The following is a 16,456-nucleotide window of genomic DNA, read 5'->3' as shown; positions in this document are numbered from 1 at the left end:
GGTGACTACATCGCAGGAATGACCCGGCCAGAGGGATCGCGCGCGCTCAGCCCGCTGTTCTGGGCTCATGTAAACCCCTACGGCCGGTTCCGGCTGGACATGGACACCCGGCTCAACCTCACTGCGGCGTGAGCGGACCTCCAGCGGGCCGGTACAGCGGTTCTGGCACCACCTCATCTTTCTGCGCCGCCACGCCTTCATCCGCGCAGGGGCCGACTCTGGGTGCGCCCTCTTCATGGCCTGCCCGCTACTAAGAGCGGTAACGGCAGCGGTACAACTGACCCTGGTCGGGGGTGCTAGGCTGCCGTTCGTTCAGTATTGGATCGGCGTGGGAGGGAGGTGAGGTTTGATGACCGCGGTGAAGACCGCTGCTATGCGCAGCGCCCGGACCAACCTCACGTCCCGGGCCCCGGTCTGACCTACTTCTTCCCCCAGCCTTGAGCCATCGGGCTCGCCAGGCGGGGTGATGTCCGCGTCTCGTCGGGGCCCCTTCTCCGCAAGGGTCTCTCACGTTGCCATACACGTACACCGATCCATCCGGCCTGTCCCGGTATGGGTGGACCGGCGCACTCGACCAAACCTTCACCGAGCACTACGAAGCGGGCCTCGTACCGGCCCGGATCTCCCGGGTCGATCGCGGCCTGTGCACGGCGATCACCACGTCGGGCCCGACGCGGGCCACGTTCGCCGCGCCGCACCCGCCCGACCCGCTCCTGACGCCCTGCACCGGCGACTGGGCCGCGCTGCGCCCGGGCGCCGAACCGCACCTGGTGGCGCTCCTGCCGCGGCACAGCGCGATCATGCGCTCGTCGGCGTCCAGGTCCTCCCACGGACAGGTGCTCGCCGCCAACGTCGACACGGTCGTCATCGCCCTGTCCCTGGCCACGCCCCTGGACGCGGCCAAACTGGAGCGGCTGCTCGCCCTGGCCTGGGAGAGCGGGGCACAGCCGGTGATCGTCTTGACCAAGGCGGACCTGGCCGATGATCCCGAGGCCGTCCACGCCGAGGCCGAAGCGCTGGCACCCGGCGTGGACATCCTGGTCACCAGCGTCGCCACCGGTCACAACATCGACGTGCTGGCCGCGCTGATACACGGCACCACCGTGCTGCTCGGCCCCTCGGGCGCGGGCAAGTCCACCCTCGGCAACACGCTGCTCGGCGAGGAACTGCTGGCCACCGGCACGGTACGAGAGCAGGACGGCAAGGGCCGCCACACCACCGTCCGCCGCGAGCTGCTTCCCCTGCCCGGCGGCGGGGTCCTCATCGACACGCCCGGCCTGCGCGGGATCAGCCTGCACGACGCCGCCGACGGCCTGGAGCAGGTCTTCGCCGAGATCGAAGAACTCGCCGCGCATTGCCGCTTCGGCGATTGCGCCCACGACACCGAGCCAGGATGTGCGGTGCAGGCCGCCATCCAGGCGGGTGAACTGCCCGAACGTCGCCTGCGCAGCTACCACAAGCTGCAACGGGAGAACGCCTGGGCGGCCTCACGTACCGATGCCCGGCTGCGCGAAGAGCGCGTCAACCAGCAGAAGGCCATCACCAGTCACCTGCGCGCCACCTACAGGTTCCGGGACCAGCAGCCATGACCGGCCGCATCCCACCGACCTCCCCGACCGCTCATCATCCACCAGAAGCCCGCACCACCATGCCCGAAAGCCCGCACGACCTGATCAGCGACCCCACAGTGGCGGCGTTCTTCACCCTGCACGACAACCTGGCACGTCAAGGCCCCGGCTCCGACGCGACCACCCGCCACCTGCTGTCCCTGGCCGGACCGCCGGCGCCGCGCCCGCGCGTGCTGGACATCGGCTGCGGGCCGGGCCGCTCCTCGCTGGTGCTGGCCCAGGCCGGCGCCGAGGTCACCGCGGTCGACCTGCATCAGCCGTACCTCGACGAACTGGCACGAACCGCCGCCGACCGCGGCCTCGCCGTCCACACCGTACGAGTGTCGATGGCGGATCTGCCCTTCCCAGACGAGAGCTTTGACCTGATCTGGGCCGAAGGATCCGCGTACTTCATCGGCTTCGACACCGCGCTGCGCTCCTGGCGGCGGCTGCTCGCCCCAGGCGGCCGGCTGGTCGTCACCGAATGCGAATGGAGCACCGACTCCCCATCCGCCGAAGCCCGCGCGTTCTGGGATCAGGCGTATCCGTTACGCACACGAGAGCACAACATCGCCACGGCGCACGCCGCAGGGTACGCCGTCGCCGCACTGCATACACTCCCCGACCGCGACTGGTTCGAGGAGTACTACACGCCGCTGTCACAGCGCGCCCACGCGGCCGACCTGGCCGTACCCGGGATGCGCGAGGCGGTCGCGGCCACCCTGCAAGAGATCACCATGCGCCGCGAGCACGGCGCGGACTACCAGTACACCGGCTATGTCCTGCATCCGCAGAAGGACAAGGAGACGAACCCGATCGTGACCTCTTCCCTCACCACCCGTCCCGAGAGCGCCGGCGATGTCGCCATCATCCGCGACATCAACCTTGCCGCCTTCCCCACCCCGCTCGAGGCCGACCTCGTCGAGGCGCTGCGGGCCGATCCGCAGGCGTGGCTGGCCGGCCTGTCCTGGCTGGCCGAGGCCCCCGGCGGCGAGCTCGCCGGATACGCGCTGCTCACCCGCTGCCACGTCGGCGACTCACCCGCCCTCACCTTGGGGCCGTGCGCCGTCAAGCCCGACCATCAGCGGCGAGGCGCGGGTTCCGCCGCCATCCGCGCCGCTCTGCAAGCCGCCCGCGAGCAGGGCGAGAACCTGGTGCTCGTGCTCGGCCACGCCGAGTACTACCCGCGCTTCGGCTTCACCCCGGCCTCCGGATTCGGCATCCGCCCGCCCTTCGACGTCGAGGACAAGTACATGATGGCGCTCGCTCTCGACCCTGAACAGCCGGTCCCGAGCGGCGTCATCCGCTACCCGGCGGCGTTCGGCGTCTGACCTCCCGGTCTTCGAACGCGTCGAACGGCCCCCAGCACCGCTGGGGGCCGTTCGACCGTCGCGAAGGACGGCGGCCTTGCGGCCGAGCATCCGTGGTGCGAGACGTGGGACCGGCCTACCTCGGACCTCGAAAAGTACGCCGGGCTTGACCTGCACCCGCTGCGTCACAGCGCTGCCACCCATCTCGGCGAGGGAGGTCAGCGCGGGAGGCGCAGGCCCGTGATGAGGAGTTCTACCAGTCGGCGCGCGTCGTAGCGGGGGTCGGTGTCCGCGCCGATGCAGAGGTTGCCGACGCCGCGCATGAGTTCGTAGGCGCCGACGTCGGAGCGGACCTCCCCCTCGGCGGCTGCTGCCCGCAGCAGGTGGGCGCATACCGGCACGAGCCGGTCGATGAAGTAGGCGTGCAACGCGTCGAAGCCGGCGTCGTCGGATCGCAGCGCGGCGGCGAGCCCGTGCTTGGTGGCGAGGAAGTCGACGAACAGGTTGATCCATCGCCCGAGGGCGGCGTGCGGGCTCGCGCCGCTCGCCAGCAGGGCCGGACCGGCTTCGGCGCACGCGTCCACCTGGTGCCGGTAGACGGCGATGATGAGGTCGGCCCGCGTCGGGAAGTGCCGGTAGATCGTGGCCACTCCGACGCCCGCCCTGGCGGCGATGTCGCGCACCGGCGCGTCGACGCCCGAGGTCACGAAGACCGCCGCGGCGGCGTCGAGCAGCGTCCTCTCGTTGCGCCGGGCGTCGGCCCGCTTGCGCGGGCCCACCGGCCGTCCGTCGCCGTCCTTCACCGTGCCGTCCCTCCGCTACCGGGCTTGCCAAACGGAACACGGTTCCGTATCGTTACCGGAACCTGGTTCCGCTTGCTCATGATGCCAGAGCGGCGGCCGGCAGACCAAGCCAGGCGTCCCCCCACGCCTCACCCGCAGATGGAGGAGTCATGCAGTACCGCACCTTGGGCCGCACCGGCGTGCCCGTGAGCTCCCTCGTGCTCGGCGCGATGAACTTCGGCGCGATCGGACGCACCACCCCGGACGAGGCCACCGCCATCGTCGGCGCCGCCCTCGACGCCGGGATCACCCTCATCGACACCGCCGACAGGTACAGCGACGGCGAGTCGGAGGTCATCGTCGGCAAGGCCATCGCCGGCCGCCGCGACGAGATCGTGCTGGCCACGAAGGCGGGCATGCCGATGGGCGACCGGCGCGACCACCGGGGCGCCTCACGCCGCTGGCTGGTCACCGAGCTGGACAACAGCCTGCGCCGCCTCGGCGTCGACCACGTGGATCTGTACCAGATCCACCGGTGGGACCCGGCGACCGGCGACGAGGAGACGCTGTCGGCTCTCACCGACCTGCAGCGCGCGGGGAAGATCCGCTACTTCGGCTCCTCGACCTTCCCGGCGTACCGCATCGTGCAGGCCCAGTGGGCCGCCCGCGAGAACCACCTGGGTCGCTACGTCACCGAGCAGCCCAGCTACTCGATCCTGCAGCGCGGGATCGAGACCCACGTCCTGCCCGTGACCGAGCAGTACGGGCTCGGTGTGCTGGCGTGGAGCCCGCTGGCCTCGGGCTGGCTGTCGGGCGCGGTCCGCGCCGGCCGCGAGATCGCCACCCACCGCTCGGCGGTCATGCCGCAGCGGTTCGACACCACGATCCCGGCCAACCGCGCCCGGCTCGACGCGGTGGAGCGGCTGGCGAAGGTCGCCGACGAGGCCGGCCTGACGATGATCCAGCTCGCGCTCGGTTTCGTGACCGCGCACCGGGCCGTGACCAGCGCGATCCTTGGCCCCCGCACCCTGGAGCACCTGCGCGCCCAGCTCGCCGCCGCCGACACCGTGCTGTCCGCCGACGTCCTCGACGCCATCGACGAGATCGTTCCCCCTGGCCTCGACCTCGCCCCGGACGAGAAGCACGACACCCCGCCCGCCCTGCTCGACCCGTCGCTGCGCCGCCGCTGACGGCGCGCGGCCGGGCGGCGCGGGTCAGGTGACGGTGTAGCCGCCGTCCACGATCACGGTCTGGCCGGTCAGGTAGCCGCCCGCGTCGGAGGCCATCCACACGAGGGTGGCGGCCAGTTCCTCCACGTCGCCCATGCGGCCGAGCAGCACCCGGGGCATCATGCGTTCGAGGTAGCCGGGGGTGTACTGGTCGGTCATCTCCGAGGCGAAGAAGCCGGGCGCGACGGCGTTGACCCGGATGCCCCTGCGTCCGGTCCACTGCTGGGCCAGGTCGCGGGTCAGGCCGATCAGCGCGGCCTTGCTGGCCGAGTACGCCGCCTGCGGCAGCCCGGCGGTGGCGACGCCGAGGACGCTGGAGACGTTGATGATGGACGAGCCGGGCCGCATGACCCGCCCGCACCCCTGGGCGACCCAGTAGCAGCCGTTGAGGTTGGTGTCGATGACCTGGCGGAACTGCTCGGGGGTCTCCCGGAGCGCCGGGTGGGCGCTGGCGACGCCGGCGTTGTTCACCAGCACGTCGACGCGGCCGAACCCGGCCATGACCGTGTCGACGAGCGCGTACGCCTGATCGGGGTCGGACACGTCGGCGGTGACCGGCAGCGCGCGGCGTCCGGTCTCGCGCACCAGCTCCGCCGTCCGCTCCAGGCGGTCGGCGCGCCGTCCGGCCAGGGCGACGTCGGCGCCCGCCTCGGCGAAGGCGCGGGCGAACCCGACGCCCAGCCCGGAGGAGGCGCCGGTCACCAGGACGACGCGATCGTCGAGGCGGAACTTGTCGAGAATGCCCATGCTGACTCCACGGTTAGGCGATGGTCGCGCGGCGGTGGGCGCCGATTCGCTGGTACCAGGTGAGAAGGTCGGGCCGGTCGATGCCGGCGGGGTCCACCACGCTCGTGAGGTCGTCGCCGCGCAGGATCCGTTTGACGGGAACCTCCAGCTTCTTGCCCGTGCGGGTGTGCGGGATGCCGGGCGCGGCGATGATGTCGTCGGGCACGTGCCGGGGCGAGGCGTGGGTCCTGATGGCGGCCCTGATCGCGTCGCGCAGGGGCTCGTCCAGCTCGACGCCGGGGACCGTGGTGACGAACAGCGGCATCCAGTAACCTCCGCCGGGTTCTTCCAGGCCGATGACCAGGGCTTCGGCGACCTGGGGAAGGTCCTCCACGGGCGCGTAGATGTCACCGCTGCCCATGCGGACGCCGCGCCGGTTCAAGGTGGCGTCGGAGCGCCCGTGGACGACGACCGACCCGCGGCCGGTGATCGTGACCCAGTCGCCGTGCCGCCAGACGCCGGGAAAGGTCTCGAAGTAGGCCTCGCGCAGCCGCGCGTCCCCGGGGTCGTCCCAGAATCGCAGCGGCATGGACGGCATCGGCCGCCGGACGACCAGCTCCCCCACGGTGTCCTCCATCGGCGCGCCGAGCGCGTCGTAGGCGGCCAGGGCCACGCCGAGGCACGGCGCGGACAGCTCGCCGGCCCACACCGGCACGGTGGGCACGCCGCCCGCGAAGGCGGTGACCACGTCGGTGCCGCCGCTGGTGCTGACCACCGGCACCCGGGAGCCCAGGCCGCGGATGGCCCAGCGGTGCAGGTCGGCCGGGAAGGTAGAGCCGGTGACCGCCAGGCAGCGCAGAGCCTCCAGGTCGTGGGCGCCGGGGTCGACCCCGGCCTTCTGGCACGCCGCCAGGTAGCCGGGGCTCGTGCCGAGCACCTGGACACCGGTGCGCGCGGCGATGTCCCAGAGCCGGTCGGGCGCGGGGTGGGCCGGGCTGCCGTCGTAGCAGACGATGGAGACGCCGGCCAGCAGCGCGCCGACCAGGTAGTTCCACATCATCCAGCTCGGGCTGGTGTACCAGAACATCCGGTCGCCGGGGCGCAGGTCGAAGTGTAGCGCGGTGGTCTTGAGGTGCTCCAGCACGACGCCGCCGTGGCCGTGCACGATGCCCTTGGGCCGTCCGGTGGTGCCGGAGGAGAACAGCACCCACAAGGGGTGGTCGAACGGCACGTCGAGCGGGGTGAGCGGGACGCCGGTCCGGCCGGCGGCCTCGGCCCAGGGCAGGGTGCCGGGGGGCGGCGTGTCGCCCACGAACACCGTCGCGGCGAGGCCGGGCAGGCCGGCGCGCAGCTCGCCGAGCTCGCGGCCACGGTCGACGCGCCGTCCCGCCGACACGCAGGAGGCCGCGGCCACCAGCACGACCGGCCGGAGCTGCGCCAGGCGCGCGACGGCCGCCGACACGCCGTAGTCGAGCCCGCACATGGCCCACACGGCGCCGAGGCTCGCCGTGGCGAGGAAGGCGACCACCGCCTCGACGCCGTTGGGCAGGTAGCCGGCGACCCGGTCCCCCGGGCGGACGCCGAGGCCGGTGAGGGTGGCGGCGAGGGAGGCGACCTGGGCGCGCAGCTCCGTCCAGGTGACCTCCCGGGTCCGCCCGGACTCCTCGACGGCGATGACGGCGACCTCGTGATCGGGGCGGTCGCGGAACACCTCGCGGGTGTAGTTGAGCGCGGCGCCGGGGAACCACACCGCCCCCGGCATCTCGTCCCTGGCCAGGGCCGGGACGCCGGCGGGGCGGGGCGGCAGCCCGAGGTGGTCCCACAGGGCGGACCAGAAGCCGTCGAGGTCCTCCACCGACCACCGCCACAGGTCGGGGTAGCCGGTGGTGAGGTCGCGGCCGGTCAGTTCGGAGGCGTACGCGGCGAAGCCGGTGACGCGGGCGCCGGCGACGGCGTCCGCGGACGGGGTCCAGTCCGGAAGGACGTGGGGCATGGCGAGGGCTCCTTCCCGGGCGGGTGGGGCGGTCACTCGGGGGCGAGCGCGTCGACGGACTCGACGCCGGAGATCAGTACCTGCGTGGTGTGGGCGATGTGGTCGCGCAGCAGCCGGGCGGCCAGGTCGGCGTCGCGGGCCAGGGCGGCCTCCAGGATGGCGCGGTGCTCGCCGGCGACGTCCCGGTCCTTCTCGTTGCCGAGCGGCCCGGCCCAGCGGCGGTAGAGCTCGGCCTCGTCGCGCAGGGCGAGCGCGATGTCGACCATGCGCCGGCTGGGGCAGGCGCGCAGGAGCGCGCGGTGGAACACCTCGTGGGCGGCGTACCACTCCTCCAGCGCGTCGGTGGCGGCCTCGGCGAACACGTGGGGGTCGATGCGGGACAGGACGTGGTGGGCGGCGACGATCTCGCCCTCCCAGGCCATGTCGCCGTGCACGACGGCCTGGCGGAAGGTCATCGCCTCGATCTCGACCCGCGCCATGGTGAGGTCGGTGAGCTGGTCCTGCGAGAGCTCGGCGACGGTGTAGCCCTGGTGGGGCTGTGGCCGTACCAGGCGTTCGGCGGCGAGCCGGGTGAGCGCCTCACGGGCGACGCCGACGCTGGTGTCGTAGGCCGCGCAGAGGTCGGGGAACTTCAGGCGGGCGCCGGGCTTGAGGCGCGCCGCGAAGATGTCGGCCCGGATCTGCTCGTAGACCCGGTCGGTCCGCGTCTTCTTCGGGGCGGGCTGCTGCTTGGGCATGCAGCGCAGCCTAGCCGGATACGAAACTTACCGGCAACATTCGAAACTCTCTGGACACATGCGAAAGTCGTGCCGCATCTTGTGTGACCTGCCCACCTGAGAGAGGAAGCATCGATGCGCATCGGAAACGTCGGGGGACGGGCGCTTCTCATCACCGGTGACGACACCGGGATCGACATCGCCACCGCCAGCGAAGGCGCCTTCGGCCCGTCCATGCAGTCGCTCTACGACCGCTGGACGGACTTCCGCGCCTGGGCCGCGCGGGCGCCGCTGGACGCCGGCGTCCGCCACTTCACCGAGCAACAGATCGGCGCCCCGGCGCCCTCACCGCGGCAGGTCTTCGCGATCGGGCTCAACTACGCCGAGCACGCCGGCGAGTCGGGCGTCGGAGTGCCCGAGGAGCCCGCGGTGTTCACCAAGTTCCCCACCTCGCTGACCGGGCCGGTGACCGAGGTCACCCTGCCCGACGGCAACGTGGACTGGGAGGTCGAGCTCGTGGTCGTCATCGGCCGCGAGGCCCGCAACATCTCGCCGGAGCAGGCCTGGGACCACGTCGCGGGCGTGACCGCCGGCCAGGACCTCTCCGAGCGCAGGCTTCAGCATGTCGGCCCGTTGCCGCAGTTCAGTCTGGCGAAGTCCTATCCTGGGTTCGGCCCGACCGGACCGTTCCTGGTCACCGTCGACGAGCTTGACAACCCGGACGACCTCGCCATCGGCTGCGCGGTCAACAGCGAGACGGTTCAGAAGTCGCGCACCCGTCACATGATCTTCTCGGTGCCGGTGCTCCTGGCCAAGCTGTCGGCCGTCGCCCCCCTGCTGCCCGGCGACGTCATCTTCAGTGGCACGCCCTCCGGAGTCGGAGGCGCCCAGAACCCGCCGCGATTCCTCGCACCCGGGGACACCCTCGTGTCCTTCGTGGAGAACGTCGGCCGGCTCACCCAGACCTTCGTCTCCGCCCAGGAGTAGCCATGGCACTGCACCGACTCGCCTCCCTCACCATGGGAGTCCCCGACCTCGCCCCGGCGATCGCCTACTACCGCGACTTCGGCCTGCGCCCCGAGGCGGACGGCTGGCTGTCCACCGCCGACGGCGGCCGCCAGCTCCGCCTGGTCACGACGCCGACGCGCCGGCTGGTCGAACTGGAGATCGGAGTGGACGACCCCGACGACGTCGCCCGCATGAGCCGGAGCCTGCGGGCCCTGGACCTGGAGGTCAGCGCGGCAGAGGACCGGCTGTCGGTGCGGGAGCCGATCAGCGGCGTGCGGGTGGTGGCGCGGGTCGCCGACCGGCTGGACCAGCCCAGCCTCCCCGCCCCGCCGTACAACGCGCCCGGCGACCCGGCCCGGGGAGCGACCCGCGCCCCGGCGATCCTGCGCGAGACGCCGGTCCGTCCCCGCAAGCTCGGCCACGTCGTCATCGGTTCGATCGACCAGCCCGCCACCGAGCGGTTCTTCACCGAGGGCGTGGGCCTGAAGGTCAGCGACGTGGTGCCCGGCATGGCGGCGTTCATGCGCTGCTCGACCGACCACCACAACGTCCTGGTCTCCCAGGCGCCGGTCAACTTCCTGCACCACACCTCCTGGCAGGTGGAGGACGTCGACGAGATCGGCCGCGGCGCCACCGCGATGCTCCGCGAGAACCCCGGACGCCACGTGTGGGGGCTGGGCAGGCACCACATCGGCTCCAACTTCTTCTGGTACCTCAAGGACCCCGCGGGCACCTTCTCGGAGTACTACTCCGACCTGGACTGCGTCGTGGACGACGCGCTCTGGAAGCCCGAGGTCTGGGACGCCGCGCACAGCCTCTACAGCTGGGGGCCGCCGCCTCCCCCGTCCTTCATCGAACCCGACGACCTCGCCGCGTTGATGGCCGGCGCCCACCGAGCGCCCTGAGCGGCCGGGAGGAACCCCCATGACCCACCCCACCACCGCGACCCACGACGTCATCGTGGCCGGCGCCGGTCCCGTCGGCCTGGCCCTCACCCGGCTGCTGGCGATGCGCGGCCACCGCGTCGCCCTCGTCGACCCCAACCGCGTCGTCTGCCACCATCCGCGTGCCACCCACCTGGACGACGAGACGATGCGCACCCTGCAGACGCTCGGCGCCGCCGACCTGGAACCCCGCTTCCTGCGCCAGGAGGGCTGGCAGCTCCGCGGCGCCGACGGCTCGGTGTTCCTGACCTTCGAGATGCCCGCCCAGGAGTCCGACCAGGGCTGGTTCACCGACTACCAGTTCCACCAGCCCGACTTCGAGTCCCGGCTGCGGGGCCTGCTGGTCGACGGGCACGTGGATCTGCTGCTCGGCGCCGAGGTGACCGGCTTCACCCAGACCGGCGACGCCGTGAGCGTGCGGGTGCTCGACCGGCGCGGCGGCGAGGAGCGCGTCCTGCGGGCCGCCTACCTGGTCGGCGCCGACGGCGCCAACTCCTTCGTCCGCCGCGGGACCGGCGCCGAGGTCGAGGACCTCCAGGGCACCCAGCGCTCGCTGATCATCGACGTCCACCCCTTCGAGCACCCGCCGGCCCTTCCCGTCACCAGCGGCTTCATCAACTGCGAGGACGAGCGGCCCGTCACCTACGTGCCGATCTTCCCGCCGAAGCTGCGGTTCGAGTTCATGCTGAAGGACGGCGACGACGCCCACGCCCTGGAGCGGCCCGCCCGCGCCTACGACCTGCTGTCGCGGTGGCTGGCCCCCGGCTCGTACCGGATCCTGCGCACCGACGTCTACGAGTGGCACGCCCGCCTGGTGCGCGGCTGGCGCCAGGGACGGGTGCTGCTGGCCGGCGACGCCGCCCACGAGATGCCGCCGATGCTCGGCCAGGGCATGTGCTCGGGTCTTCGCGACGCGATGAACCTGGCCTGGAAGCTCAGCGCCGTGCTGTCCGGCGCGGACGCCGCGCTGCTGGACACCTACGAGAGCGAACGCGCCCCCCACGTGCGCCCCTACATCGTGGAGTCGGCGCGGCAGTCCAACATGATCGAGGCGTTCGCCGACCCCGCGGCGCGCCCCGAACCCGGCCCGGCCCAGGTGCTGGAGCGCTACCGCCCGCTGCTCGGCCCCGGCCTGGTCGCCGCGCCGGGCGGGATCGTCGGGCAGCTCAGCCCGCAGCCGCGCACCGCCGAGGGCGTCCTGCTCGACGACCTGGTCGGCTACCGCTTCCTGGTCGCCGGCGACCGCGCGACGATCGGCGGGGTGTCGGAGGAGACCCGTGCGGCGTGGCGACGGCTGGGCGCGGTCGTCCTCGACGAGCCGCCCCCGGCGCTGGCCGCCTGGCTGGCCTCCCACGGCGCCGACGCGGTGATCGTCCGGCCGGACCGGTACACCCAGGCCGCCCTCGCCGGCGCCGCGGCGCTGGACGAGGCCACCCGCGCGCTGAGCGAGCGCCTCCTGCCCGCCCGGGCGGCGGCATGAGGACCTACGCGACCGGGATGACCTGGGGAGAAGGGCCACGCTGGCACGACGGCGCGCTGTGGCTGTCCGACACCCAGGGGAGCCGGCTGTGGACCGACGCCGGGGGCGCCTGGACCGCGACGCCGCTGGAGTCGGTGTCCAACGGCCTGTGGTTCCTGCCGGACGGCCGCCTGACCGGCGCGATGATGGACGAGAAGCGGATCGGCGTGTGGGACGGGGGCCGCTGGGAGACCTACGCCGACCTGGCCCCGCTCGGGGTCGGCCCGCTCGGCGACCTCGTCGGCGACGCGGCGGGCAACCTGTACGTGGACGACGTCGCCTTCGCCGCCGCCCGCGGCGAGTCGCCGCGCCCCGGGCGGATCATCCTGGTCCGCGCGGACGGGACCACCGCGGTCGCCGCCGAGGACGTCGAGTTCCCCAACGGGCTGGCCTTCCTCGACGGCGGTGCCACCCTCGTCGTCGCCGAGACCTCGCGGCAACGGCTCACCGCCTTCCGCGTCGCCGCCGACGGCACCCTGCGCGACCGGCGCACCTACGCCGACATCGCGCGCCTGGTCGGCCCCGACGCCAGGCCGGACGGCATCTGGCCCGCCGGCGACGGCGTCTGGGTGGCCACCACCACCGGGCAGGTGGTCGCCCGGGTCCGCGACGGCGAGCTCGCCGAGTCGATCGACACCTCCCCCGGCTTTCCCATCGCCTGCTGCCTCGACGACCACGGCCGCCTGCTGGCCACCGTCGCGGACACCGGCGGCGAGCCCCTGTTCGCCGCGCTCGCCCGCAAGGCGGTCGCCACCACGGCCGTCCTGCTGGCCCCCTCGCCCCACCGCTGAACCTCTGGAAGTCCGCCATGAACACCACCGTCCCCACCCGAACGGCCCTCTCCGTCACCGCGGCCCGCCTTGCGGCCGCCGGCCTGGCCGCTGCGCTCGCGGTCACCCTGGCCGCGTGCGGCAACGGTAACGACAGCCCGTCCGCGACCTCCGGGAACGGCGGCTCCGCCGCGTCCGGACCGGCGTCGGACGCCGGCAAGACCGCCCAGGCGGCACTCGCCAAGCGGGCCGAGCCCGCCGACGAGATCGCCGAGCCGGGCAAGCCCATCGACACCTCCGCACTGGCCGGCAAGACGGTCTACTACGTGCCGATCGCGCTCAAGGTGGGCCACTTCCCGCTGATCGAGAAGAACCTGACCGACGCGCTCGGCCGCGCCGGGGTCAAGGTCCACCCCTGCGACGGGCAGGGCAACCCGTCGGGGATCAGCGCCTGCCTCGACCAGGCGATCGCCGCCAAGCCCGCGGCCGTGATCACCGACTACGTCCCCTACGAGATGGTGCCCACCGCCCTGGAGCGGGTCCGTAAGAGCGGCATCCCCCTGTACGTCGCGGGCGCGGCCGCCCCCGAGGGGACGCCGCAGTCGGCGACGTTCGCGTTCGGCGACCCCGACCCGCAGGGGTTCGTGCTGATGGACGGCCTCGGCGACGCGGTCATCGCCGACTCCGACGCCAAGGCGAACATCCTGTTCCTGTCGGTGACCGACAGCTCCAGCACCCGCCGCTCGGGCGTGCGCGCCCTGGAACACCTCAAGCAGGCCTGCCCCGGGTGCAAGATCACCGAGAAGCAGGTGAACCTCAGCCGGATGAAGGACGTGCCGTCGCTGGTCAGCAGCGCGCTGATCACCGACCCGTCCATCGGCTACGTGGTCCCCCAGTACGACACCTATCTGGCGGCGGTCACCACCGGCCTGCAGTCCAGCGGCAAGGCCCGCAGCGTGAAGATCGCCACCAGCGGGGCGACGCTGGCGGCGGTGCAGCAGGTGAAGACCAACGACCGGCTCATCGCGGTGGTCGGCGTCAACCCGCCGTACCTGGCCTGGACCATCGCCGACTCGGCGCTGCGCATGCTGGCCGGCCAGGCCCCGCCGGCGGAGTACCCCTCGATGGCCCGGGCCATCACCAAGGGCAACATCGGCCAGATGAAGCTGACCCCGCAGGCCGAGGTCAGCGGCGAGTGGTTCGGCGACCCGTCGGTCTTCCAGAAGGCCTTCACAGGCCTGTGGAGCGCGCGGTGACCTCCGCGCCGCCTCGCCTGGAGCTCGCCGGGCTGTCCAAGTCCTTCGGCACGGTCCGCGCCCTGCGCGAGGTCGGCCTGACGGTCGGACCGGGTGAGATCCACGGCCTGGTCGGCCAGAACGGCTCGGGCAAGTCCACGCTGATCAAGATCCTCGCCGGCTACCACCCGCCGGACCGCGGCGGCAGGATCCTGGTCGACGGCCGGGACCTGGCCACGCCGATCAGACCGCGGGACCTGCGCGCGGCCGGGATCGCCATCGTGCACCAGGACTTCGGCCTGGTGCGGGAGAAGTCGGTCGCCGAGAACATCGCCGTCGGGTCCTTCATCACCACCCGGTGGACACGCCGGGTGGACTGGCGGGCCGAGCAGCGCCGCGCGGCCGAGATCCTGGAGCGTCTCGACGTCACCTGGATCGACCCCGCACGGCCGGTGGGCGCGCTCGGCCCCGCCGACCGCTCGATCGTCGCGATCGCCCGCGCCCTGCGCCTGCAACGGCCGGGCGAGGGCTGATCGTGCTGGACGAGTCGACGCGGGCGCTGCCGAAGGACGGCCTGGAGGACTTCTACCGGGTCCTGCGCAGCGTGGCCGGCCAGGGCGGCGCCGCCCTGATGGTCTCCCACAACCTGGAGGAGATCAGGGAGGTCACCGGCCGGGTCACCGTGCTGCGGGACGGCGCCGTCGTCGACGGCACCCTGGAGACGGCGGCCACCTCCGAGCAGGACATCGCGCGCCGCATGCTGGGCCACGTCGTGGAGCAGCGCGTCCACACCCGCGGCCGGGCGCCGAGCCCGGCGCCCCCGATCGTCGTGCGCGGGCTCACCGGCCGCGTCGTGGACGAGGTGACGATCGAGGTCCGGCCCGGCGAGGTCCTCGGCCTCACGGGCGTCGCCGGGGCCGGCTGGGACGAGGTGCCGTACCTGCTGACCGGGGCGCGCCGCCCGGCACGCGGCTCGGTCACGACCGGCGCCGCCACCCTCGATCTGGCCCGCGCCCGCAGCGCCGACTGCATCGCCGCCGGCATCGCCCTGCTGCCCGAGCACCGCATAGACGACGGCCTGGCGCTGACGATGTCGGTGGGCGAGAACATCACCCTGCCCCGCGTCCGGCAGCGGGGCCGCCCCTGGACCATCGGCCGCGGATGGCAGCGCTCGGAGATCGACGCGATCCTGCGATCCCTGGACGTGCGGCCGCGCCGCGCCGAGATCCCCGTCGGGCAGCTCAGCGGCGGCAACCAGCAGAAGGTGATGCTCGGCAAGTGGCTCGCGGGCAGCCCGGAGCTGCTGGTGCTGCACGAGCCCACCCAGGCCGTCGACGTCGGCGCCCGCGAGGACATCCTGCGGGCCATCTCCGAGACCGCCCGGCGCGGCGTGGCCGTCGTCGTGGCCTCCATCCAGCCGACCGACCTGGCCGCGGTCTGCGACCGGGTGCTGGTCTTCCGTGAGGGCCGCGTGGACGGCGAGATCACCGCGCCCACCGAGAACGCCGTCGTCGAGGCGGTGTACGCGGCCACCTCACCATCTCCGCACTCGGAGGCCGACCCATGTCCCAGATGAAGCACCAGGGCGGGGTCGCCGCGCCGGCCCCCGGGCCGGCCCCCGGCGAGGCCGGCGCCCGGCCGGACCGCCGCCGCCCGCGCGAGGGCGGCCCGGACTGGCAGCAGTTCACCAGCCGCTACGCCATCGTCGGGATCTGGATCCTGATGTGCGCCTTCTACGCCGTGCTGATGCCGGACACGTTCCTGCAGGGCTCGACGTTCCGCAGCATCTTCGCCTCCCAGCAGGCGCTGGTGTTCCTGGCGATGGCCGCGATGATGACGTTCGTCGTCGGCGAGTTCGACCTGTCGATCGCCTCGGCGCTCGGCCTGTCGGCCACGCTGGTGCCGGTGCTGGCCATCCTGCACGGCTGGAACCTGGCGCTGGCCTGCGTGGTCGCCGTGCTCGCCGCGGCCCTCGGCGGGCTGCTCAACGGGTTCCTGGTCGTGAAGGTCGGCGTTCCCGCGCTGATCGTGACCCTGGGCAGCTCCACGCTGATGCTCGGCATCGCCTCGCTGGTCTCGCACCAGACCACGGTGTCCGGCCTGTCGTCCGGTTTCGCCGACATCGCGTTGTACGAGGTGGCCGGGCTTCCGATCAGCTTCTTCTACGGGCTGGCCCTGGCCCTGGTGATCGGCTACGTGCTCACCTTCACCCCGCTCGGCCGGCACATGACCTTCGTCGGCGCCAACCGCGAGGTCGCCCGGCTGGCCGGGGTCGCGGTGAACCGCATCCGCCTCGGCTCCTTCGTCGTCGGCAGCACGCTCGCGGGCATCGGCGGGGTGCTGCTGGTCGCCTCGGTCGGCGGCTACGACTCCACCGTCTCCCCCACCTACCTGCTGCCGGCGTTCGCGGCGACCTTCCTCGGCACCGCCGTCGTGCGGCCCGGCCGCCACAACCCGATCGGCACGATGGTGGCGATCTACTTCCTCGCCACCGGCATCCTCGGGCTCCAGATGCTCGGCTACACCGGGTGGATCGAGAACGTCTTCTACGGGACCGCGCTCATCATCGCCGTCTCCGTGGCCACCATCGTCCGCCGCCGCACGGCGTCGACCTGAG

General features: G+C 72.8%; 15 protein-coding genes and 1 pseudogene. 12 read left to right on the top strand and 4 right to left on the bottom strand.

Features of this window, described 5'->3' with window-relative positions; all coding sequences use genetic code 11:
- The first annotated feature begins 512 nt into the window (after window positions 1-512).
- From rsgA to BJ982_RS39700, 3 genes and pseudogenes are all read left to right on the top strand, one after another.
- Window positions 513-1,589: a ribosome small subunit-dependent GTPase A gene (gene rsgA, locus BJ982_RS26745; protein ID WP_184884495.1), complete on the top strand. Its 1,077-nt coding sequence runs from the start codon at window positions 513-515 to the stop codon at window positions 1,587-1,589.
- Window positions 1,586-2,128, top strand: a pseudogene (locus BJ982_RS39705) (class I SAM-dependent methyltransferase); the annotation flags it as partial. The gene rsgA and the pseudogene BJ982_RS39705, both read left to right, overlap by 4 nt.
- A gap of 216 nt (window positions 2,129-2,344) precedes the next feature.
- Complete coding sequence (locus BJ982_RS39700) at window positions 2,345-2,938, top strand: GNAT family N-acetyltransferase (protein WP_239122653.1); 594 nt, start codon at window positions 2,345-2,347, stop codon at window positions 2,936-2,938.
- Between the two features lie 197 nt (window positions 2,939-3,135).
- Here the strand turns inward: BJ982_RS39700 and BJ982_RS26735 are convergent, their stop codons facing one another.
- Window positions 3,136-3,720: a TetR/AcrR family transcriptional regulator gene (locus BJ982_RS26735; protein ID WP_184884491.1), complete on the bottom strand. Its 585-nt coding sequence runs from the start codon at window positions 3,718-3,720 to the stop codon at window positions 3,136-3,138.
- 149 nt (window positions 3,721-3,869) lie between these two features.
- Between BJ982_RS26735 and BJ982_RS26730 the strand changes: the two genes are divergently transcribed.
- Window positions 3,870-4,889, top strand: a complete 1,020-nt coding sequence (locus BJ982_RS26730; RefSeq protein WP_184884489.1) for an aldo/keto reductase — start codon at window positions 3,870-3,872, stop codon at window positions 4,887-4,889.
- Between the two features lie 24 nt (window positions 4,890-4,913).
- On the opposite strand, the gene BJ982_RS26725 is transcribed toward BJ982_RS26730, so the two are convergent.
- From BJ982_RS26725 to BJ982_RS26715, 3 genes are read right to left on the bottom strand one after another with little or no spacing between them, the layout of a single operon-like run.
- Window positions 4,914-5,675 (bottom strand): SDR family NAD(P)-dependent oxidoreductase, encoded by a 762-nt coding sequence (locus BJ982_RS26725; protein WP_184884487.1) that lies wholly within the window; start codon window positions 5,673-5,675, stop codon window positions 4,914-4,916.
- Between the two features lie 13 nt (window positions 5,676-5,688).
- Window positions 5,689-7,647, bottom strand: a complete 1,959-nt coding sequence (locus BJ982_RS26720; protein WP_184884485.1) for an acetoacetate--CoA ligase — start codon at window positions 7,645-7,647, stop codon at window positions 5,689-5,691.
- A gap of 32 nt (window positions 7,648-7,679) precedes the next feature.
- Window positions 7,680-8,384, bottom strand: a complete 705-nt coding sequence (locus tag BJ982_RS26715) for a GntR family transcriptional regulator (protein ID WP_184884483.1) — start codon at window positions 8,382-8,384, stop codon at window positions 7,680-7,682.
- A gap of 114 nt (window positions 8,385-8,498) precedes the next feature.
- Between BJ982_RS26715 and BJ982_RS26710 the strand changes: the two genes are divergently transcribed.
- The 8 genes from BJ982_RS26710 to BJ982_RS26675 are packed head-to-tail and all read left to right on the top strand — an operon-like array spanning window position 8,499 to window position 16,455.
- Window positions 8,499-9,350, top strand: a complete 852-nt coding sequence (locus BJ982_RS26710) for a fumarylacetoacetate hydrolase family protein (RefSeq protein WP_184884481.1) — start codon at window positions 8,499-8,501, stop codon at window positions 9,348-9,350.
- Between the two features lie 2 nt (window positions 9,351-9,352).
- Window positions 9,353-10,276: a VOC family protein gene (locus BJ982_RS26705; protein WP_184884479.1), complete on the top strand. Its 924-nt coding sequence runs from the start codon at window positions 9,353-9,355 to the stop codon at window positions 10,274-10,276.
- A 19-nt stretch (window positions 10,277-10,295) separates the two neighbouring features.
- Entirely contained in the window at window positions 10,296-11,795 is a 1,500-nt protein-coding gene (locus BJ982_RS26700) for a bifunctional 3-(3-hydroxy-phenyl)propionate/3-hydroxycinnamic acid hydroxylase (RefSeq protein WP_184884477.1), read from the top strand.
- The gene (locus BJ982_RS26695; protein WP_184884475.1) at window positions 11,792-12,625 is read left to right on the top strand and encodes an SMP-30/gluconolactonase/LRE family protein; all 834 of its coding nucleotides are present in this window, start codon (window positions 11,792-11,794) and stop codon (window positions 12,623-12,625) included. Before BJ982_RS26700 ends, BJ982_RS26695 begins: the two co-directional genes overlap by 4 nt.
- A gap of 17 nt (window positions 12,626-12,642) precedes the next feature.
- Window positions 12,643-13,860, top strand: coding sequence for a sugar ABC transporter substrate-binding protein (locus BJ982_RS26690; RefSeq protein ID WP_184884473.1), 1,218 nt, complete (start codon window positions 12,643-12,645; stop codon window positions 13,858-13,860).
- Entirely contained in the window at window positions 13,857-14,372 is a 516-nt protein-coding gene (locus BJ982_RS26685) for an ATP-binding cassette domain-containing protein (protein ID WP_184884471.1), read from the top strand. Before BJ982_RS26690 ends, BJ982_RS26685 begins: the two co-directional genes overlap by 4 nt.
- Before the next feature lie 2 nt (window positions 14,373-14,374).
- Window positions 14,375-15,415, top strand: a complete 1,041-nt coding sequence (locus tag BJ982_RS26680; RefSeq protein ID WP_184884469.1) for an ATP-binding cassette domain-containing protein — start codon at window positions 14,375-14,377, stop codon at window positions 15,413-15,415.
- Window positions 15,403-16,455, top strand: a complete 1,053-nt coding sequence (locus BJ982_RS26675) for an ABC transporter permease (protein ID WP_184884467.1) — start codon at window positions 15,403-15,405, stop codon at window positions 16,453-16,455. The genes BJ982_RS26680 and BJ982_RS26675 overlap by 13 nt, the downstream gene beginning before the upstream one ends.
- Window position 16,456: the final 1 nt, after the last annotated feature.

It is taken from the genome of Sphaerisporangium siamense (assembly GCF_014205275.1).
Taxonomy (GTDB): Bacteria; Actinomycetota; Actinomycetes; order Streptosporangiales; family Streptosporangiaceae; genus Sphaerisporangium; species Sphaerisporangium siamense.
The sequence above is the reverse complement of the archived record's forward strand: the minus strand, read 5'-3'. Positions and strand labels throughout refer to the sequence as shown.